General features: G+C 39.5%; 18 protein-coding genes and 1 pseudogene. 16 read left to right on the forward strand and 3 right to left on the reverse strand.

All coding sequences use genetic code 11. The annotated features are described in order from the left end of the window. The first annotated feature begins 1 nt into the window (after window position 1). The 4 genes from OU989_RS08460 to OU989_RS08475 all read left to right on the forward strand — a co-directional run bounded on the left by OU989_RS08460 (window position 2) and on the right by OU989_RS08475 (window position 5189). The gene (locus tag OU989_RS08460; RefSeq protein WP_274796702.1) at window positions 2-1201 is read left to right on the forward strand and encodes an MFS transporter; all 1200 of its coding nucleotides are present in this window, start codon (window positions 2-4) and stop codon (window positions 1199-1201) included. A gap of 162 nt (window positions 1202-1363) precedes the next feature. Further along, on the forward strand, window positions 1364-2233 hold the full coding sequence (gene efeO / locus OU989_RS08465; protein ID WP_274796703.1) for an iron uptake system protein EfeO: 870 nt from the start codon (window positions 1364-1366) through the stop codon (window positions 2231-2233). A gap of 6 nt (window positions 2234-2239) precedes the next feature. Then, a complete protein-coding gene (efeB, locus tag OU989_RS08470) occupies window positions 2240-3499 on the forward strand; it encodes an iron uptake transporter deferrochelatase/peroxidase subunit (protein WP_274796705.1) in 1260 nt (419 codons plus the stop codon). Beyond that, complete coding sequence (locus OU989_RS08475) at window positions 3474-5189, forward strand: FTR1 family protein (RefSeq protein WP_274796706.1); 1716 nt, start codon at window positions 3474-3476, stop codon at window positions 5187-5189. The genes efeB and OU989_RS08475 overlap by 26 nt, the downstream gene beginning before the upstream one ends. Before the next feature lie 38 nt (window positions 5190-5227). Here the strand turns inward: OU989_RS08475 and OU989_RS08480 are convergent. After that, window positions 5228-6081 (reverse strand): annotated as a pseudogene (locus OU989_RS08480) (pentapeptide repeat-containing protein). A gap of 151 nt (window positions 6082-6232) precedes the next feature. On the opposite strand from OU989_RS08480, the gene OU989_RS08485 reads away from it, so the two are divergent. From OU989_RS08485 to OU989_RS08500, 4 genes are all read left to right on the forward strand, one after another. Further along, window positions 6233-7825, forward strand: coding sequence for a PucR family transcriptional regulator (locus OU989_RS08485; protein WP_274796707.1), 1593 nt, complete (start codon window positions 6233-6235; stop codon window positions 7823-7825). Between the two features lie 132 nt (window positions 7826-7957). Beyond that, window positions 7958-9226 carry a cytosine permease gene (locus tag OU989_RS08490; RefSeq protein WP_274796708.1) on the forward strand — a complete coding sequence of 423 codons (1269 nt, stop codon included), beginning with the start codon at window positions 7958-7960 and terminating at the stop codon, window positions 9224-9226. Next, window positions 9223-10326: an S-methyl thiohydantoin desulfurase family protein gene (locus tag OU989_RS08495; RefSeq protein WP_274796710.1), complete on the forward strand. Its 1104-nt coding sequence runs from the start codon at window positions 9223-9225 to the stop codon at window positions 10324-10326. Before OU989_RS08490 ends, OU989_RS08495 begins: the two co-directional genes overlap by 4 nt. Continuing rightward, on the forward strand, window positions 10319-11869 hold the full coding sequence (locus tag OU989_RS08500) for a hydantoinase/oxoprolinase family protein (protein ID WP_274796711.1): 1551 nt from the start codon (window positions 10319-10321) through the stop codon (window positions 11867-11869). The genes OU989_RS08495 and OU989_RS08500 overlap by 8 nt, the downstream gene beginning before the upstream one ends. 105 nt (window positions 11870-11974) lie before the next feature. On the opposite strand, the gene OU989_RS08505 is transcribed toward OU989_RS08500, so the two are convergent. After that, a complete protein-coding gene (locus OU989_RS08505; RefSeq protein WP_274797298.1) occupies window positions 11975-12625 on the reverse strand; it encodes an HAD family hydrolase in 651 nt (216 codons plus the stop codon). Between the two features lie 42 nt (window positions 12626-12667). After that, the gene (locus OU989_RS08510; protein ID WP_274797299.1) at window positions 12668-13228 is read right to left on the reverse strand and encodes an AAA family ATPase; all 561 of its coding nucleotides are present in this window, start codon (window positions 13226-13228) and stop codon (window positions 12668-12670) included. Window positions 13229-13452: 224 nt separating this feature from the next. Here OU989_RS08510 and OU989_RS08515 point away from each other — a divergent pair, with 224 nt between their 5' ends. From OU989_RS08515 to nagA, 8 genes are all read left to right on the forward strand, one after another. Next, window positions 13453-13677 (forward strand): hypothetical protein, encoded by a 225-nt coding sequence (locus OU989_RS08515; RefSeq protein WP_274796712.1) that lies wholly within the window; start codon window positions 13453-13455, stop codon window positions 13675-13677. A gap of 383 nt (window positions 13678-14060) precedes the next feature. Beyond that, window positions 14061-14846, forward strand: a complete 786-nt coding sequence (locus tag OU989_RS08520) for a hypothetical protein (protein WP_274796713.1) — start codon at window positions 14061-14063, stop codon at window positions 14844-14846. Next, entirely contained in the window at window positions 14843-15199 is a 357-nt protein-coding gene (locus tag OU989_RS08525; protein ID WP_274796714.1) for a GntR family transcriptional regulator, read from the forward strand. Before OU989_RS08520 ends, OU989_RS08525 begins: the two co-directional genes overlap by 4 nt. A 10-nt stretch (window positions 15200-15209) precedes the next feature. Further along, window positions 15210-15911 (forward strand): ATP-binding cassette domain-containing protein, encoded by a 702-nt coding sequence (locus OU989_RS08530; RefSeq protein ID WP_274796715.1) that lies wholly within the window; start codon window positions 15210-15212, stop codon window positions 15909-15911. Window positions 15912-15981: 70 nt separating this feature from the next. Beyond that, complete coding sequence (locus OU989_RS08535; RefSeq protein WP_274796716.1) at window positions 15982-16902, forward strand: ABC transporter ATP-binding protein; 921 nt, start codon at window positions 15982-15984, stop codon at window positions 16900-16902. Further along, window positions 16880-17821 carry an ABC transporter permease gene (locus tag OU989_RS08540; protein WP_274796717.1) on the forward strand — a complete coding sequence of 314 codons (942 nt, stop codon included), beginning with the start codon at window positions 16880-16882 and terminating at the stop codon, window positions 17819-17821. Before OU989_RS08535 ends, OU989_RS08540 begins: the two co-directional genes overlap by 23 nt. 177 nt (window positions 17822-17998) lie before the next feature. After that, window positions 17999-19945, forward strand: a complete 1947-nt coding sequence (nagE, locus tag OU989_RS08545) for an N-acetylglucosamine-specific PTS transporter subunit IIBC (RefSeq protein WP_274796718.1) — start codon at window positions 17999-18001, stop codon at window positions 19943-19945. Between the two features lie 97 nt (window positions 19946-20042). Further along, the gene (nagA, locus tag OU989_RS08550) at window positions 20043-21209 is read left to right on the forward strand and encodes an N-acetylglucosamine-6-phosphate deacetylase (RefSeq protein WP_404809722.1); all 1167 of its coding nucleotides are present in this window, start codon (window positions 20043-20045) and stop codon (window positions 21207-21209) included. The last annotated feature ends 50 nt before the right edge of the window (window positions 21210-21259 follow it).

Here is a 21259-nt window from a genome sequence, read left to right on the forward strand (position 1 = left end):
CGTGGAAGCAACCAGAAAGAAACTATGGACAAAGGATTTTTTAATTGTCTCACTTATTAATTTTACCATTACGTTAATCTTTTATTTATTAATGGTTACGATTGCGGCTTATGCTGTGGAGCATTTTAATGCTTCGACAAGTACAGCAGGGCTTGTTTCGAGTATTTTTATTATCGGGACACTGATAGGACGTCTTGGTACAGGACGTATTATTGGTGATTGGGGTAGTAAAAAAACATTATTTTGTGGATTACTATTATTTATGTTGTCCACGATGTCTTACTTTATAGCAGGTAATTTGCCATTGCTGATGTTAAATCGTCTAGTGCAGGGGATTGCCCTTGGTATCGCTAGTACAGCAACAGGGACGATTATTGCGCAAATTTTACCACCTGAGCGACGTGGTGAAGGGATTGGTTATTATAGCTTAAGTGCGATTTTAGCTACAGCTATTGGACCATTTATTGGTATTTTATTAACACAGCTTTTTGAAGATTATCGTATGATTTTTGCCGTGGATTCCGTTTTAGCTATTATTTGCTTTTTTATGTATTTTATCGTGACAGTGCCAGATGCACCGAAGAAAGCGAAGGATTCAGCTGTGAAGGCTGGCTTTAAGGTGACAAACTTTATTGAGATGCGTGCTGTGCCTATCGCCTTTGTTGCACTTGTGATTGGCTTTGCCTATTCAGGTGTTATGTCCTTTATGACCTTTTATGCTAAAGAGTTAAATCTTGTATCAGCCGGTAGTTATTTCTTTATTATTTATGCCATTGTGATTTTGGCTACACGTCCATTTACAGGAAAACTACTTGATACAAGAGGAGCCAATATCATTATTTACCCATGCTTAGTTATTTTTGCTATCGGTATGTATGCTTTTAGCTCAGCGACGACTACGATGGCTCTTTTAATTGCTGCTGCATGTATTGGTATTGGTTATGGTAACTTCAACTCCGTTGCACAGGCCATTGCGATCAAAGTAACACCTAATGAGCGTTTAGGACTTGCTACTTCGACTTATTTTATATTTTACGATTTCGGTTTAGGTGTCGGGCCTTATTTCTTAGGATTATTTGTTCCCTCTATGGGCTATAGCGCCATTTTCTTTTCGATGGTGTTTGTCATTTTAGTATCAATTGTGCTTTATTATTTCTTACATGGGAAACATGAGAAAATCAAACAAGCGAATATTTCGTAGATTAGAATCATTATATTGTAGAAAAAACGTCTTTTTTCTAGTTGGTTGTGTAGATCAACTGAAAAATGACGTTTTTTTCTTTTTCAAAAAAAATATATTGCAATGGAGGATGATAATCATTATCATCACAATATAAAACTAATTCGGAAGTAGGAACGAAGGATGAAAAATAAATCATTATTGTCAGTATTAGTAGCAGGAGGCATTCTAATGGCTGGCTGTGGCGATACAGAAGAAGTAAAAAAAGAGGACAAGCCGGCAACAGAGCAGTCAGAGCAAGCGACACAAGCAGTCGATTTAACTAATGAACTAACTGCCTATCAACAATTTGCGTTAGAGCAAATGGATCAATTTTTACTAGAAACAGAGAAATTTGTAAACTTATTCAAGGCAGGCGATATTGAAGGCGCAAAAGCAGCGTATGCACCAGCACGTATGTACTTTGAGCGCTCTGAGCCAATCGCAGAAAGCTTTGGAGACCTAGATCCACGTATTGATGGACGTTTAGCAGATATCAAAGACCAAGGCAAGGGCGAGGAAGAATGGTCTGGCTACCATAAGCTTGAGTATGCATTATGGGAAGAAAATACAACAAAAGGCTATGAAGCTGTAGCAGATCAGCTACTTGCAGATGCGAAGGAATTGCACGCTCTTGTGCAAACAGTTGAAGTGACGCCGGATTTAATGATAACAGGTGCAGTAGACTTATTAAATGAAGTATCGACATCTAAAATTACAGGTGAGGAAGAAATTTATTCCCATACAGACCTTTATGATTTTAAAGCGAATATTGAAGGGGCAGAAAAAATCTTTGATATTCTACGCTCAAAATTAGAAGCAAAAGATGAAAAATTAGTGGCCACACTTGATGAAAAATTTAAGGCAGTGGACGATTTATTAGCACAGCATGCAACGGCTAATGGTGGCTATGTGTCATTCGAGGAATTAACAGAGGACAACACAAAAGCACTTGCGGCAGCTGTTAATCAGCTTGGAGAACCATTAAGTCAAATGGGGATCATTTTGGAGTGAACATAAATGACAACATCAAACGATGAAAAATGGATCAATAAGAAAATTTCTAGACGTGATATGCTGAAGCTGACAGGCATTGGGGTTGCAGGTGTTGCCATCGGTGCTTCTGGCTTAGGCGGTGTCATGAAAGCAATGGGCTATAATGTCTTTGAAACGGTAGAAGATAGTACGACAGCTAGCAATAAGGTCAATTTTTATGGCAAGCATCAGTCAGGTATTGTGACACCTGTGCAAAAGAATATTTATTTTGCTTCTTTGGATGTTTTAGTGACAACGAAGAAAGAGCTACAAGAATTGTTCCAGCAGTGGACACCTCTTGTTGTTCGTTTAATGAACGGTGAATTAATGGTGGATGTATCGACGAATACAAGAGTGCCAACTGGTGATACAGGAGAGGCAGAGGGCTTAGATGCGGCCAATTTATCTATTACGATTGGTGTTGGTCCATCGCTCTTCGATAAGCTTGGCATGCAGCATTTAAAACCGGCAGAACTTAAAGATTTACCACATTTCCCGAAAGATCAGCTACAGAAGGAATATACAGGCGGTGATTTGTGTATTCAAGCATGTGCAGATGATCCGCAGGTGGCTTTCCATGCTGTACGAAATTTAGTGCGAGCTGCATCTGGTAAAGTAGAAATTAAATGGTCTCAGGCTGGCTTTAACTCGTTTCCTGCTGGTGGAGGAACACCGCGAAATCTCTTTGCCTTCAAGGACGGCACCGTGAATCCAGCGATTACGGATGAGAAAGATTTAAATAAGGTTGTATGGGTGGATAAAGGCTGGCTGAAAGGCGGCTCTTATTTAATTGCGCGTAAAGTTCAAATGCATCTTGAAACATGGGATCGCACATCATTGAAAGATCAAGAAGCAACCTTTGGACGTTACCGTGACAGTGGGGCACCCTTTGGCAAAACAAAGGAATTTGATGATTTTGATGTAGAGGCTAAGGATGAGAAAGGGAACTATATTATGCCTGATACATCACATGTCCATTTGGCACGGAAATCAGGTGCGCGTATTTTACGTCGTTCCTATTCATATGCATCAGGTGTTATGTCAAATACAGGAACCCATGATGCAGGGCTTATCTTTATCTCCTTTCAAAAGGACCCAGCCCAATTTACAACAATCCAAAATAGCTTAGGGCGAATGGATAAAATGAATGAGTACATTACCCATCGAGGCAGTGCCGTGTTTGCTTGCTTCCCTGGTGTACAAAAGGGGAGTTATTTAGGTGAAGCACTTTTTAATGCGCTGTAGTATGGTCATCGCCTTCATCCTGACTTTAGCTTTGCCTGTGCAAGCTGCGCAATCTTATAGTCATTTATATATTGCGATCAGTGATGCACTGATGAATACAAAGCAGGATAAAGAGACGGAGGCCAAGCAAGCTCTTGAACAATTTGCTACGGACTGGGCTAACGTTTCTTCAGAACAAACAGAGGCAAAAGCCAAAGTCGATAAAATTCTTCAACAGGCCACGAATGCCACTTCCAAGGAACAACGTTTACAGGCGCTGTCGGCTCTATCGAATGCGTTACGTGACTTAGAAAAGCTTGAAAATCCTGTTGATGAAGCGGCACAGCGAACAGAGTTTGGACAAAAATTTAAGCCAATTATGGCAGACTTTGAACAGGCTTTGGCAAGCGGAGATCGTCAGGCCATTGAAGAAGCTTATAAAGATTTTAATAGTAAATGGAATAAAAATGAGCGACCTGTGCGGGAGCAAAGTATTGCGATGTATGGACAAATCGAAACACAAATGGCATTTCTTCGTATTTCTATTTCCGCTGAGGAACCAGATATAGCGCTAATGAAAACTCAATTTGCCGATTTACAAAAAACGATTGAGGATTTTGTGGCAGGAAAGGAAACAGCTGAAGTAGTAGAAGGTGACTATTCGTTAGCTACATTGATTGCCTATATTGACGAGGCTCAAGATTTCATTGATGCTGGTGATTATCAGTCGGCTTCAAATAAAGTGCGTGAGTTTATTACGATATGGCCAAGTGTAGAAATTGAAATCTCCACACGAAATGGCAGTCTTTATACGAAAATTGAAAGTGATATGCCTATTATTGCGAGTGATTTATTAAAATCTACTGTAAATCAAGAAGCACTGACAAAGCAATTAGATACATTCCGTACTGAAATCGAGCTCATCCAAGGTGATTCCGATTATACAATATGGGACGCCGCATTAATTTTGCTACGTGAAGGACTAGAGGCATTACTTATTATTTTAGCCTTAGTATCATTTCTTGAAAAATCAGGTCAGAAGAAGATGCGAAAATGGATTTATGTTGGTGCATTTGTCGGTGTGTTTTTATCAGCCGTCGCAGCTATTCTTATGTCGACCATTTTAAATTCAGCTACGATTGATACGAATCGAGAATTAATGGAAGGCTATGTCGGCTTATTAGCGGCTGCTATGATGATTGGTGTCGGCATTTGGCTGCATAGTAAATCCAATGTGGTCAGTTGGAATCGCTATATTTCGAAGCAAATGGGTCAGGCTATTTCCAGTGGCTCTATTGTGGCAATGGCTGCAATCAGCTTCTTGTCAGTCTTTCGTGAAGGGGCGGAAACACTTGTCTTTTATGCGGGTATTGCCCCGAAAATGGAGACCTCACAATTTATCCTCGGGATTGTCGTAGCACTGCTGATTCTTGCAGTACTTGCCATTGTCTTGTTTAAAGCAAGTGGCAAAATTCCAGTTCATAAATTCTTTGCGGTAGCGACCATTTTAATTTACGTATTAGCCTTTAAAATTATTGGTGTTAGCCTGCATACATTGCAGCTCACTGATCATTTGTCTTCAACAATTGTCGATCGCTTACCGGTTATGAGCTTGATTGGCTTCTATCCAACTGTGGAAACAATGATTGGTCAAGCTATTTTACTAGTGTTAGTGGCAGCTACTGTCATCTATAAAAAGAAACAAGCTTAAAGAGAAAGGTAGATGACTGAAAACGTCATCTACCTTTTTTATTGCCAATGGGCAGGTCGCTTTATATAGGAAGGTAATTTCGTGTAGCGATCACCCTGTGCTGCATTGATTTGCATTTGGGTTAAAAACATACTTGTCGACAGGTCTGCACCGCGCAAATTGGCATCCCGCAAATCAGCTCCGATGAAATCTACCTCTCGTAAATTAGCATCTTGTAAATTGGCCGCAATTAAATAGCCACCTCGAAGGTCCGTTCCACGTAAATCTTTGCCCTTTAAATTTTTGCCCATCCAATCAGCCCCACGCTGATTCAATTGTTTAGAAGCTTTCCCCTTTAGGCTATGTAGACGAATTTGTTCGCTTGTTTTGAGCAATAGTGCATTGACAGGCACACGTATAGCTACCATATCCAGTGCTAATAAGGCATCTGCATCTAATTCTGTTGTTTGTTGGAGCAATTCCAATTGAGCTAGAAGCTGCTCGTAAAGGTCGTTATTCACTGGATAGGATAATGCCTCTGCCACATACGCAATCATTTCGTAAAGCTGTTCCATCATTGGAAATACTCGAAACATCTTGTCAGCATGCTCACGGGATTGTCGCCAATCTTGCCCCTGAAACGTGACTTGTGAAACCTGCTGTCCTGCACCTAAGCAATCAAAAACCGTACAGCCTTTGAAGCCTGTTTCTCTTAGTTCACTATGAATGTACAGCTATAATTATCCTGCAAATTGGGGCATGGTGAGCCTGCTGGTTTATTGATCGCAAAGTCACTTGAAGCAACAATATTTAAAGCCGTACAGCATAAGCCAAAACAGCTTTGACAATCAGCCAGTAAGCTCTCGCGGATGTTTATGCCCACTGATGAATCTCTATTTGTCAGATTTGACATGGTTAAATTCCTCTCTTACCTTCTAAACTTAGTTTTTATTTTATCACTTACACACTTGAAGTTGAACAAGAGAGAAAATGGTTTTTGAAAGATTATAGGGGATATGGTATTCTTCTTCAAAAGATGTTGTAGAGAAAAGTGGTGGTTGAACATGGGGGTAACGGTCAATGAATTATTACATTTGCCATCCTTTCGAGGGGCAGAGGTTTTAACGGGTCGAGATAATCTTCATCGTACTGTATCTTCTTTATCCGTGTTAGAAGTATCGAATGTTGATTTTTATTCCAGAATTATTAACCGTGTACAAGAGGAATGGTATGCAGAGGAGCTTGTTATTAGCTCATTTTATTCCATTCGAAATAGTGTGGAACAGCAATGTGAAACGATTCAGCATTTACATGATTTAGGCGAGCTAGGTCTTATTTTATATTATGTAGGGATTGTGTTGCCTGATATTCCAGAGGAGGTTCTGACACTAGCAGAATCACAGGGCTTTATTATCATCTGTATGCCAAGAAATGATTATTCCCTGCGCTATAATGAGGTTATTTATGAGGTTATGGAAGCCATTATTAGTCATCAAGGAGTCAATGATCATTTTGTCAAAGAGACGTTAGAAAAGGTATCCTTACTGCCAGAGCATTTAAGAAGTGTAGAAATTACGTTAAAAATGCTTTCGGATCGTTTGAAAGCCAATATTCTGCTAACGAATAGTCATTTTGATATTGTGAACCAAGTGATGTGGCCACGAAATTCAACATTAGATGTGGCGAAGGTCATTGCGGAATGTAGCCAATCGAATTTCCATCGAGAAGCAGGAACATTCGAGTTCCAACGAAGTACTGTCTCCTGTGTTGTTGAATATAAAAAAGTACACCAAAAAAATGGCGAGCCTCTTTATCTATTTCTGATAAAAGAAAATACAAAACTGCCAACTAAAACGATTGATAAAGTAAGTGAAGTGGTGCAAGTTGCGATTAATTTATGGGGGGATAAGCATGATGAGGTAAGTGAATATGCCTTAGTCAAAGCTATTATCAATGATGAAAGTGAGAAAATGAGAAGATTAGCAAATCTCCTTCATATTGATGTTTCTGCCATTCAGATGATGTGGTTAGTGTACATGCATGATCTTGCCGATGAAAAAAGAATTCGAGATGAATTAGATGAGCAACTGTCAACATATTACCAAACAAGAGTAATACAGTGCATGGATCAATGTGTTATTGTGCTGTTAGGGAATTGTCTTTATAAGCACCATGAGTTTGACATTGCAGTCGAATATTGTGAAACCACCAATTTTGATGATCAAATTGCGGAAATCGTTTATGCACCTAAAATGAAAAATACAAAGTCTGTGCGCCAAATGTATCAATTGGTTAATCAGGTAGGGGCTAAGGCGCATACCATTTATCCCATGCGAACGTTGTTTACGGCAGCAGAGGTACGTTCGATGAAAAGGGCTATAGATGTTAGTAGGCAGGGAGAAGAAATCATTGAAGAACATCTGTCTGTCATAGAACCCATTTTGCGGGAGCGTGATTCCCTGCAAACATTGATTACCTTTTTATTGGATGCGAATGCTAGTGTGGAGCGCTGTGCGGAGCTCCTTTATATTCATAAAAATACAGTGAAATATCGTATTAAAAAAATTAGTGAGCAGATTGGCACAGATGTGACAGTGTACTCAGAATTTTACGATGTGTATATGGCTTGTATGCTGTATCGCTTGATTAATGATTAGAATAATCTGAAATTTTGTCAATTTGAACAAAATTTCAGATTATTTTTTTCATTTACGCAAAAGACGTGACGCCTACCTTTCTTTTATAATAAAAAACATTAATCCATCACCTAAGTAGAAGGAGGGAGTCACATGCAAAATAATAATAAAAGTCAGTCTTGGTATAGCTTGGGTATTATTTGGGCGGGCGCCATGATTTGTATTCCAAGTTTATTAGTAGGTAACGCACTCATTACCAATATGAGTTTATCAAAGGCACTTGCGGTTGCTTTTGTAGGCTACGCAATTGTCGTGTTCATTATGGTTTTACAAGGAATGCAAAGCAGTGATTTAGGAAAACCAACTGTCCATGTTGCTGGGCAAGTGTTTGGTAAAAAAGGCTCCCGAACAATCTTGTCCATCATTTTAGCCATTGCCTGCTTAGGATGGTTTGGTATTCAGGCCAATGTTTGTGGGGTCGCCTTAGCCAATTTGTTAGCCATTTATCATGTGAATATACCGATTCCGCTTGCTTCATTCATAAGTGGAATGGTGATGGTTGTTTCAGCGCTTTATGGAATGAAAGTGTTGCGTATTTTAAGCTATATTGCAGTACCTTTACTCGTAATCATTTGTCTTTACGGTTTAGGTCAAACATTATCAGGCGATCAGCTTCAGCTCATACGCGATTATCAGCCACAAGGCAATATGAGCTTTATGGATGGTTTAGCCGTTACCATTGGATCGTTTGCCTTAGGGGCCGTCATAGCGGGTGATTATTCACAATTTTCCGAAAAACGTTCAGATGTTGTCAAAGCAGCTACATTGGGGATTATTCCAACAGGTGTGCTGATGATTGCAGTTGGGGCTATTTTAACCATTGCCTACCAAACAAGTGATATTACAGCTGTCTTTCTGCATATCGCTACACCGTTTATTGGTGGGGTTGGTTTAATTTTAGCGACATGGAAAACCAACTTGGTAAATGCGATTTCAGGCGGTATTGCTTTAATAAATGTATTCGATATTGCTAAAAACAAAGAACGATTAGCGATTGGTGTCGCGGGAACAATTGGTACGGTACTGGCCGTGGTAGGAATTTTAAATTATTTTACACCCATCATGTCCATCTTATCAGCTATGATTCCACCTGTTGCAGGTGTGATGATTGCTTCTTATTGGGTCATTCATCGAGGGAAGATAGATAGCTGGCATGAGATTGAAGGTGTGAATCGATTAGGGGTGTTTTCTTGGCTTGTTGGCGCAGTGATTGCCTGTATGCCAGTAGTCTTCTCCTTATTCCCTGAATTGCCACCATTACCAAACCAACCGATGATCGGCATCCTTATTTCTTTCCTTATTTATTATATTGGCTATCGAGTATCCGTACAAAAAACTGTCATACTGGAGGAACATAGATGAGATATTTAGATCAAGCAGCAATTGAACATATTGCCATTGGGGCAGCATTTCTAGGAACAGGTGGAGGAGGAGATCCTTATATTGGGAAGCTAATGGCCCTTTCTGCCATCGAAAAAAATGGGCCTGTAAAATTGTATTCAGTGGATGAAATTGCAGACGATGACTTTTTCATTCCAGCAGCTATGATGGGTGCACCATCTGTGTTAGTAGAGAAATTTCCACGTGGTGATGAATTTGTAAAAGTTTTCCAAAAGCTTGCGCAGTATTTGGGTAAAGAAAAAATTGCTGGAACATACCCGATGGAAGCGGGTGGGGTCAACTCGATGATTCCGATTGTAGTTGCTGCACAGCTAGGGTTACCGTTAATTGATTGTGATGGAATGGGTCGTGCATTTCCTGAGTTACAAATGGTGACATTTAACCTTGATGGAATTTCGGCAACACCTATGGCCATTACAGATGAAAAAGGGAATATTGGTATTTTTGAAACGATTGATAATAAATGGACAGAGCGTATCGCACGGTCGGCAACTGTCGAAATGGGAGCTAGCTCATTAGTAAGCTTGTATCCAACAACGGGTGCGCAAATCAAGCAAAGCGGTGTGCATCATATCGTGACACTTTCAGAAAAAATCGGTGAAATTATTGCCTCGAAAAATCAAGAGGTAAACGATAAGCTACAACATCTTTTAGAGCTTGTGAAGGGCTTTGAGCTATTCCAAGGGAAAATTGTAGATGTTATTCGTGAAACAAAGGGTGGCTTTAACCTAGGTAAAATGAATCTTGAAGGCATTGCTCATTATAAAAATGATCAAATGAAAGTTCATTTCCAAAATGAAAATCTATTAGCAGAGAAGAATGATAAAGTGGTAGCGATGACGCCAGATCTTATCTGTCTGGTTGATTATGAAACATTGCTGCCTGTGACAACAGAAAGTCTAAAATACGGCAAACGAGTGCGCGTAATTGGCCTACCAGCTCATGAAAAGTGGCGTACCGCTAAAGGGATTGAAACGGCTGGACCAAAATACTTTGGCTATGATTACGATTACGTGCCAATTGAAGAAATGGTGAAAAAGGAGGTTGCAGAACATGTATAAAATTGGAATTGATGTAGGTGGAACAAACACAGATGCGATCCTTTTAGACCATAATAGTCAGCTAATTTATAGTGTGAAATCACCAACAAGTTTAGATATTAAAACGGGTATTGAAAAGTCCTTGCAACAATTACTACAAGGTGCCAACATTGATAAAACAAAAATTACCCATGCGATGTTAGGGACAACGCAATGTACAAATGCCATTGTGGAACGTAAAAAGCTCGCGAAGGTCGGCGTCATTCGATTAGGCTATCCAGCAACAGCCTCAGTGTTACCTTACACAGCTTGGCCAACAGATATGATTGATAAATTATCAGGTAATTATGCGATTGCTCATGGTGGCTATGAATACGATGGCCAATTACTAAGTGCACTTGATCAGGAAGAAATTCAGAAGCTATTAAAAGAATGGCAGGATGAAGTAGAATCGATTGCGATTGTAGGTGTCTTTTCTTCAATTAAAAATGACCAAGAATTACAGGTTCGTCAATGGATTCAAGAAGCCTATGGAGAGGATTTCCCCATTTCCTGCTCATCCCTAATTGGTTCGGTTGGATTAATTGAACGTGAAAATGCAACGATTCTCAATGCTGCTTTATGTAAGGTCATCGAAACGACAACCCAGGGCTTTATTCAGGCACTTCAAGCGGAAGGTATTTTTAACGTGGATGTTTACTTATGTCAGAATGATGGGACGTTAATGTCGATAGATTACGCGAAGCAATTCCCAATCCTGACGATTGCTTGTGGGCCAACAAACAGTATTCGAGGCGCTTCGTATCTATCCCAAATTCAAAATACAATGGTGTTGGACGTGGGTGGAACAACTTCCGATATAGGTGTGTTACAGGATGGATTCCCGCGTGAATCGTCCGTTGCCGTGGAAGTAGGGGACATCCGTACGAACTTTAGAATGCCAGATATTATTTCGGTCGGACTCGGTGGTGGTAGTATTGTTCGGGTGGAGGACGACAAAATTACTGTAGGACCAGATAGTGTAGGCTATAAAATTAGTGAAGAAGCACTCGTATTTGGAGGCTCCACTTTGACAACAACCGATATTGCTGTACGTCTTGGTTTAGCCAATGTAGGCGATCGTAATTTAGTGGCTCATATTGATGAGGCATTTGCTAAAGCTGTTCAAGAAGAAATTTCTTTGTTATTGGAGCAAGCCATTGATAAAATGAAAACCTCATCTGAGGATGTATCACTAGTCTTAGTCGGTGGTGGCAGTATCATTGTACCTGACAGCATTCGCGGTGTTTCCAAAATTGTAAAAAATGAAAATGGTGGTGTTGCGAATGCCATTGGTGCCTCCATCGCACAAATTAGTGGCCAATATGAGCAAATTTATATTTATTCCAAAGAGCCTCGTGAGGAATCACTGAGGGACGCCGAAAATAAAGCAGTAAAACAAGCCATGTTAGCAGGGGCCCTTGCAGATACGATTGAGCTAGTAGAAGTGGAAGAAACGCCACTAGCCTACCATCCAGAAAATGCAACAAGATTAAAAGTAAAAGTAGTAGGGAAAATGGTATAACGTTAAAAGGAAGAGTCTTAGGTAAATAAGGCTCTTCCTTTCATCGTGTTGAAATAAAATATCCTCTGAAATGGACTATCCTCTTGCCTTACCTATTGTTATTTTTTATCTCATCAGTAATTGGTCCAACGATTGAATCTCAGCATATGGTTTGATGTCCGTTTCATTTGTGAATTGATGGGGATTGAACCAAATACCCTTGATGTTAGCCCGTTGACAACCTCCAATATCCTTTTCTATATCATCTCCAACGAATAATGTAACTTCAGGCTGAACATGAAGCTGATGTAAGGCGTAGTCAAATATTCGTTTGTCTGGCTTGCTGTAACCCACTTCTTCAGAAATGATGATGTCATCAAAGCAACTATTTAACTGTGTATTTATGATTTTAGCTTTTTGTCTTTGAACTGTGCCATTTGTGATAATACCAACTTTTACATGCATTTTAATTGTTTGAATGATTTTCAACGTTTGTGGGTTGATCGAAAAACAATGAGGAAAATGATCATTCCAAAAATCTTGCATGTCATGGTGGGGCAGTCGAAAGCTTGGTGGAAATTCATCAAAAAACGATTGTAAAACAGTTGTTTTATCAGAAATGCCATAGTCTTTTTTATCGTATGCTTTAAATTTTTCTAACATGTCGTTTTTTACAGAATGCTGAAGATCCTGATAAAATCTATCTAAAATCAAGAAAAATAGATGATCGACGGCCTGATCTCGATTCAGTAAGGTATCATCTAAATCAAATAGCATCGCTTGAAAGCCTCTCAACTGTTTTCACACCCTTAAACTTTACTAGAAATGAAACGTTTGTTTGATGATTTTGGCTACTTCTTGTGCATCCAACTTTGTATTGTTTATTTTAATATAGTTCGAATACTGAATTTCACCATCTAATGAATTCAACCTGTATGAATCCATTGAATTTTTTAAGTCAGCTTCAGACCATTCAATATCTCTTTTAGATGGCTTATGCTTCAGTCGATTATCGCTTTTATTTCGTTCAAGTCGTTCTTCAAGATCAGCCTCAAGCTCCACATAGTAGACAGTACCACCTCGGGATTCAAACAACTGGGAAACTTGATTTACATAATCCCAGTCATCTTGTAGATTAAATGCCCAAACATACGTAAAAATCATGCCATACATATCGCTTTTTGAGGCTTCTTCAAATATCTCCTGACGAAACAAATGGACTAATCTTTTTCCTTCTTTCGTGCTGTAATCAAAAAAATGACCAACTAAATCAATCGTCATATGATTATGAAAAAGCTTCAAATCAGTAATTTTTGCCAATTCCTGCCCAACAGTCATCTTTCCCACTGCTTGGGGTCCAAAGATAAGAATAAGTTTCATCATTACCTCCAGTAAACGGTTTTCATAAGTTATTTTTTTACGTATGTTTATATTAACATAAATATCCAATCTTTGGATTGAGAATAAATAGATAAATGACGTTGAAAGAGTATATGTCTCTAGGGAATCAATAGAAGGTAGCATCCTGCTAAACTATATGTTGTATATTAAACTCATAGCTAGTGAACGAAAACAGGTCATTAAATAATGAAAGGAGGGGTGGAATGCTAGTACTGTGGAGTGCATCCTTGGTGATCGCGATTTTTGCCTTTGTTTTAGCAGTAGTTATGCTTTCATGGATGTATATGATGGTTAGTACCATTACGTCCATACCCGCTACAAGTTATTTTATCGGAGCAACTAATGCTTGGAAGTATACTGGTTTAACCCCTCTTATCTTATTCATGTTGACAGTCGTTTTTTGGTTTTTAGAAAAACGGCAAGAATAGGAGAAGTGCTTTTTTCGAGGAGCCCCAACAGTTAGACATGTTGGGGTTTATTAAGTCCAATGATTAAAATTCCTTTATTCTATCTCTACATCAAAAATAAAAGATTGTTTTCCTTGCTTCACGTTGCTTTGACCTCATACAGATAATAATCCTCTTTCGTTGGCATGGATCATCTTCCATTTCTACAATTTCATTTGAATCGTCCTCATTTCATTTAATAACAGCAATAGAGACAGTGGATTTTGGTTAAGGTCAAATTTTAAAATTTTCTCTTTTTCTACTTCTAACGTTGCAAATTAATCTAATTTTCCTTTTTCTTGTAGTTGGCACTTGCGAAGAAAAATGTCATAGTGTAATATCTAACTAGTACACTATGACACGAGGTGTTGAGGTTGAAGAGTTTTGCAGGACTTTTGAAAAAAGAATGGGTACTTTATCGATCATGGTTTCTAGTGGCAGTTTTTACTGGCATCATGCTCACTTGGATTGTTCCCTATGTATTACATCAATTCGTTGATATTTTTGCCCATGCGCATCAGCTCGCATTTGCTTTTACGCTTATCGTACTATTCGTTGGTGGATTTTATTCTATATGGCAATTTTTAGCGAGTGTACGGTTGGATATTAAAGCTAGGGAGAGCTGGCTTCATTCCACTAGTTCCATCACGAAGTTAATCGGGGCAAAGATGGTCTGTTCGCTTATAGGCTATTCATTGTTTAATACGATCTTTGTGAGTATCGCCATCTTTAATATAAAAGAAGAGCTTATTGCAAATATTGGACAAATTTTGTTTGTATTAGTATTAATTGTTATTATATTTACTTTATTCCAATTAATGCTATTTATTCTTCTCTTATTCTTCTTAGCTTTTTATTTGCAAATGAAGCATGTGATTGGCCGTTTTTCCATCGTGTTGACCATGCTTGCGTTTTATTTAACATCCACTGCCTGGGTTCATATAACGGAAAGCTCATTGTACCAAACGATTTTCCAGCATGGAGCTATTCCTTTACGTAAGATAGAACCTTTTTTACCACAATTAAAAGTTTCGACAATGGAATGGAAGCTCGGTTCATTGTATGCCGTAGAAGAAATAGCCTTTACCTTGTTGATGGTAGTGCTCTTTATAGTGGCATCCAGATGGCTTGAAAAGGTGGTTTTACGATGACGATAGATTTTTCGCGTGATAAACCTATTTATAGCCAGCTTGTCGATCGAATTTGTGGAGATATTTTAAAAGGGAAGCTAGAGCTTGGGGATCGGCTTCCTTCTGTTCGAGAATACGCGGTTGAAGCAGGGGTCAATGTCAATACGGTGCAACGTGTTTATAAGGAGTTAGAGGCAATGAATATTACGGAAACCAAACGAGGACAGGGTACATTTATTACCACGAATGAGAAACGTATTGAGTTGTTACGGGAAGATATGAAGAATCAGTTAGCTGAACATTTTTTACTGTCGATAGAAGCATTAGGATTTTCTAAGGAAGAAATGCTCATTGTTTTGAAAAATAAAGGGTGAGGTGAAGGGTATGCTACAGCTATCTAATGTGTCTTTTCAATATAAGAATAAGCCAATTTTACAGGATATAACCTTTTCTTTCCCTATTGGACAAATCATCGGACTTGTGGGGGAAAATGGTAGTGGGAAATCCACATTAATGAAAGTATTAGCTGGTTTACTACGACCTTCTGCAGGTGAAGTGACACTCAATGCAGAGCCCGTCACGCGTAGAAGTGCGGACCGAATTGCTTATTTACCAGATACGGATTTGTTTTTTGAGTACTTTACAGGTGAGCAGCTATTTCAGCATTATGCCTCACAGTTCGAGGATTTTTCCTATGACAAAGCCTGTATAGTAGCGGAATTTTTACAGGTTGATAAACAGGCTAAGCTACGCCAATTATCAAAGGGCAATCGTGGTCGGATGAAAATGGCTGCAACGCTTGGGCGAGAGGTTCCTTATTATGTAATGGATGAACCCTTTGCAGGGCTAGACCCTATCGTTCGAGAGCAACTGATTAAAGGCTTATTGCAATTTACTGATATCGAGAATCAAACCATCTTGTTGTCAACACATGAATTATATGAGGTAGAGCCGATTTTAGATCAAATTATATTGTTGCAAGCAGGGTCTATCACGGCTTATGAAGATGTCGAAACATTACGTGATGTGACCAATAAGGATGCGGTCGAGTGGATGAAAGGCTTTTATCGACCTTTCAACAAATGAAACTACTGCTAAAGATGAAAATTGACACTTTTTATGCTCAGGTGAAATGGATTAGAAAGGGTGAAAAAATATGACAGAACCAATTGTACAATTGCAAAATTTATCGAAGACCATTCGTGGGAAGCAATTAATACAGCAGTTAAATATTGATTTATATCCAGGACAAATTACAGGGTTTTTAGGACCAAATGGTGCGGGGAAAACAACAACCATTCGAATGATGACGGGCCTTATGAAGCCAACAGAGGGCAAGGTATTGATTGATGGGCTTTCCTTACAGGAGCATTATGAGGAAGCGATTAGTAAGGTTGGCGTTATTGTCGAAAACCCCGAAATGTATAAATTTATGTCAGGCTATAAAAATTTACTACATTTTGCACGTATGCATAAAAATGTAACGAAGGAACGAATTCAAGAGGTCGTTCAACAAGTCGGGCTCGAACATCGTATACATGAAAAGGTATCCACGTATTCTCTTGGTATGCGTCAACGACTAGGTTTAGCACAGGCACTATTGCATCGACCAAAGTTTTTAATCTTAGATGAACCAACGAATGGCTTAGATCCTGCTGGAATTCGAGAGTTTCGCATGTATCTTCGCAAGATTGCCTCAGAAGAGGGCGTTTCTGTATTTGTATCTAGTCACTTATTATCTGAAATTGAGCTAATGTGTGACCGCGTAGCAGTCATTCAAAATGGTAAGCTCATTGATCTACGTGATATCCATAATGAAAGCTCATCCTTTTATTATGTGGAGGCACAGCCAAAAGAGCAGGTATCTGCTTATCTTAAAGAGCATGATTACCAATTCGCTGCTGAAAATGGTGGCTATGTAGTGGAAATGACGAAGGAAAATGTTCCAGCCTTAATTACACAACTAGTGCAAGAAGGTATTCAACTATTTGCAATACAGCCACATCAAAAAACATTAGAGGATCAATTCTTAGAAATGACTGGAGGCGGACAAATTGCTGAAGCTAATTCAAAATGAGTGGATGAAATTATGGCATAAAAAAGGAACATGGGCAATGGTTGCGATGCTAATTCTTGTCATTCTCGTTCCAGCAGGGATCACTAAATATTATGAAGTAAAATCGACAGATGAAGGCTCATGGCAGGATATGGAGCAGCAGGCCATTCAATCAAATAAAGAGATGCTTGCCAATGAGGAATTAACGGCGGAAGATAAGGTTTATTTTGAGGAGCAGATTGCTCTTTCAGAATATCGCTTAGCCCATGATGCACCGAGCCAAACGGATAGTAGCCTTGCCAGCTTTATGTCCTTTACAAGCAATATGATTATACTTGTCACTTTATTTACAGTCATTACAGCCGCAAGTATTGTGTCGAGCGAATTTTCAACAGGTACCATTAAAATGCTGTTAACACGACCGATGTCTCGTGCAAAGGTGCTAACGTCTAAATTACTGACGACCTTCCTATTTGGTTTTTTATTATTTGTAGTCAACGTAGTGGTAAGTGGCATTGTTGGCTTCGTATTGTTCGGCATAGGAACAGGTGTTGAATTAGAAATCGTCAATGGGCAAGTAGCCGAGAAGGCCGTATGGAGTGATTTAGCGTATCATTATCTACTGTCTGGTGGAGATTTTGTGATGTCTACATTGTTTGCCTTTTTAGTAGGCTCTGTGTTCCGTTCAAGTTCATTAGCGATTGGTTTAACGATGTTCCTTTCCTTCACAGGTGGCATGATTGTGATGTTCTTAAGCCGCTACGACATTGTCAAATACATTTGGCTAACACATTCAGACTTAACACAGTATGAAAATGGTGGTGGCTCGATGATTGCTGATGTGACGATGCCATTCTCTTTAACCGTACTTGCTATTTATGCAGTCATTTTCCTTATTATTAGTTATACATCCTTTATGAAGCGTGATGTCACTGCATAAGTTAAATAAGAACTGTGCCCTAATTCTCATTGGGGTGCGGTTTTTTTTTTGCACAACACGAAATATTAAAAAAGTATTTATTTTTTTTCGAATTGCGCCTATAATAATAGCAACTTAGTGAAAACGCTTTTTTTTTACTAAAGTGGTCTAGACAACTATACCAAAGGGGGATAATGAATGTTTGCTTTCTTACAAAAAATCGGTAAGTCACTCATGTTTCCAATCGCTACTTTACCAGCAGCGGCCTTATTATTACGTTTAGGGTCAGGGGATATGCTTGGGGCAGTACCGAATGAAGCGATCCAGTACATTGCTAGTATTATGGCTGCTTCGGGGAATGCTATACTTGGCAATTTACCTATTATTTTTGCTATCGGTATTGCCATGGGATTAGCTCATGATAGCAGTGGGGGCGCAGCTCTTGCAGGGGCGATTGCTCATCTTGTGTTAATAGCCGTTTTAGGAACAGTTAATGAAGATTTAAATATGGGTGTGTTTGGTGGAATTATTGCCGGTATTACGGCAGGCTTATTATATAACAAATATTATAATGTGAAATTTCCAGAATGGTTATCATTCTTTGGCGGACGGCGCTTTGTACCGATTATCACATCGATAACGATGGCGATTTTAGGTAGTATTTTAGCAATCGTTTGGGGACCTATTCAAGGTGGTATTGATGCGGTCGGCAATTGGATGATTGGCGCTGGATCACTTGGTGTTGGGATGTACGGGTTCTTTAACCGACTTTTAATTCCAGTTGGTCTACACCACGTTATCAATACAATTATTTGGTTTGACTTCGGTGAATTTACCAATGCTGCAGGCGAAATAGTGAAAGGGGATATCAACCGCTTCTTAGCAGGGGATACATCAGCTGGACATTTCCAAGCTGGCTTCTTCCCAATCATGATGTTTGGTTTACCAGCAGCCTGTCTTGCGATGTACTTTACAGCGAAAAAGGAAAAACGTCCTATAGTAGGTGGGATGTTCGTTTCTATCGCTTTAACAGCCTTTTTAACAGGTGTGACAGAGCCGATTGAATTTTCATTTATGTTCTTATCACCAGTTCTTTATGGTATTCATGCTGTATTAACAGGTATTTCTCTTGCGGTTGCCTATATCGTTGGTTTCCGTGACGGTTTTGGATTCTCAGCAGGTTTAATTGATTACTTGCTGAACCTTGGTCTGGCAGATAAACCATTACTATTAATTCCTTTAGGCTTAGGCTTTGGTGCCATTTACTTTGTTGTATTCTATTTCTTAATCAAAAAATTAGACTTAAAAACACCTGGACGTGAAGACGATGATGAAGAGGAAGTGGAAGTCGATGCTTCTATTTCCGACGATGTCGATGTACGTGCATACTATACAATTGAAGCCTTAGGTGGAGAAGAAAATATTAAACAAATTGACTACTGTACGACACGCTTACGTATGTCTGTGCAGGATGCCAATATGGTGGATGAAAAAACATTAAAGCAGACTGGTGCAAGAGGTGTTATGCGTATCAGTAAAACGAATGTTCAAGTAATCATTGGTACATCTGTTGAGTTTTTAGCTGAGGCCATGAAAGAACGTCTGAAAAAAGGCAACCCAGCACCTAAAAATGCAAAACTGCCAACAGCACAGCCTGTAGTGGAAAAAACAGCACATAATGAAACAACGACATTCAATGATTTTGAGATGCCGATGACAGGTGATTTGCTACCATTATCAGAAGTACCAGATGAGGCATTTTCTGCAGGCTTGATGGGACCTGGCTTTGGGATTCGTCCAACTGACGGGACAGTTTATGCACCATTTGATGGTCAAGTGGTCATGATCTTCCCAACAAAACACGCCATTGGTTTGAAATCAGATACAGGCGTTGAAGTATTAATCCATGTTGGATTAGATACAGTCAAGCTGAATGGTGAAGGCTTTGAACTGTTTGTAACAGATGGTCAAACAATTAAACGAGGAGAGGCGCTGTTAAAAGCAGACATTGCTCACATTAAAGATCAAGTACCTTCCGTGATTACACCAGTTGTATTCACAAGTTTAATGGGGCAAGAGATTTCACTTGGAAAATCGGGCTACCAGCGAGCAGGCTCAACAAATATTATTGCAATGAAAAAGTAACAATAAATGGGGCTGTTTGCTAAGGTAACACAAGCAATGTGAAAATTGTGAATGGACGCCTTTTCAACAGCCCTTGTTCAAGAAGGAGATGCTATTCTTGAGTTTATTAATTCGTAACATCACAGTGGTTAACGCAAATGGTCGAGATGAGCAAATGGATGTGTGGATGAGGGATGGCAAAATCGCTCAAATCGCCCAGCACATTGAAGTCAGTGGTGGGGATCGGTTAGATGGTTCAGGGAAATTTTTATTGCCAGGATTTATTGATATGCATATCCATGGCTCTGCTCAAATGGATGCAATGGATGCATCTGATGAAGGACTCCACACTATGGCGCAATCGCTTTTAAAAGAAGGTACGACCAGCTTTTTAGCTACAACGATGACACAAAGCTATGACAATATTGAGCGTGCTATTGCCAATATCGCACAGTTCCAGCCACAGCCCGATGAAGCGGAAGTGTTGGGCATTCATATTGAAGGACCATTTGTTTCGAAACAGCGTGCTGGTGCTCAACCTCTTGATTTTATTGTGCAGCCAGATCTAAATGTATTCACCAAATGGCAGGAACTAAGTGGTAATAAAATTAAGCAAATTACGCTGGCACCCGAAGAGCCTAATGGTATGTCAGCTGTGCAGAGTATTGCTGCTAGTGGTGTGATTGTATCGATTGGTCACTCGGATGCAACCTTTGAGCAAATGCAAGAGGCGGCGCAATTGGGTGCAACACAGGGGACACATTTATACAATCAAATGCGTCCATTCCACCACCGAGACCCAGGTGTTGTTGGCGGTGTTTTATTGCTAGAAGGCATAAAGGCCGAGATGATTGTTGATTTTATTCATATGCACAAGGGTGCAGTGGAAATGGCCTACCGCGTGAAAGGCGCAGATGGCATTATTTTAATTACTGATGCCATGCGAGCGAAGGGTATGCCATTTGGTGAATATGACTTAGGTGGTCAAATCGTTCATGTGACTGAGGCAGGAGCCCATCTAGCAAACGGTTCCTTAGCAGGTAGTATTTTGAAAATGGATCAAGCTGTACGAAACATGCACCTCGTAACAAATTGTACGCTTGAGGAGCTTGTGAAAATGTCGAGCTTTAATGCTGCTCAACAATTGAAATTAAGCACGAAGGGACAGCTTGTGCAAGGCTATGATGCAGATGCAGTCATTATAGATGCGCATTTAAATCTTCAGCAAACAATTAAGGGTGGCCACATTTTATTTGATGTGATGAAAGATAGCGAAGGTCGTTAATGTCTCTTTGACATACAAACATCCAGCATGAAACGATGGAAATGAAAAGG

This window comes from Lysinibacillus irui, assembly GCF_028877475.1.
Taxonomy (GTDB): Bacteria; Bacillota; Bacilli; order Bacillales_A; family Planococcaceae; genus Lysinibacillus; species Lysinibacillus irui.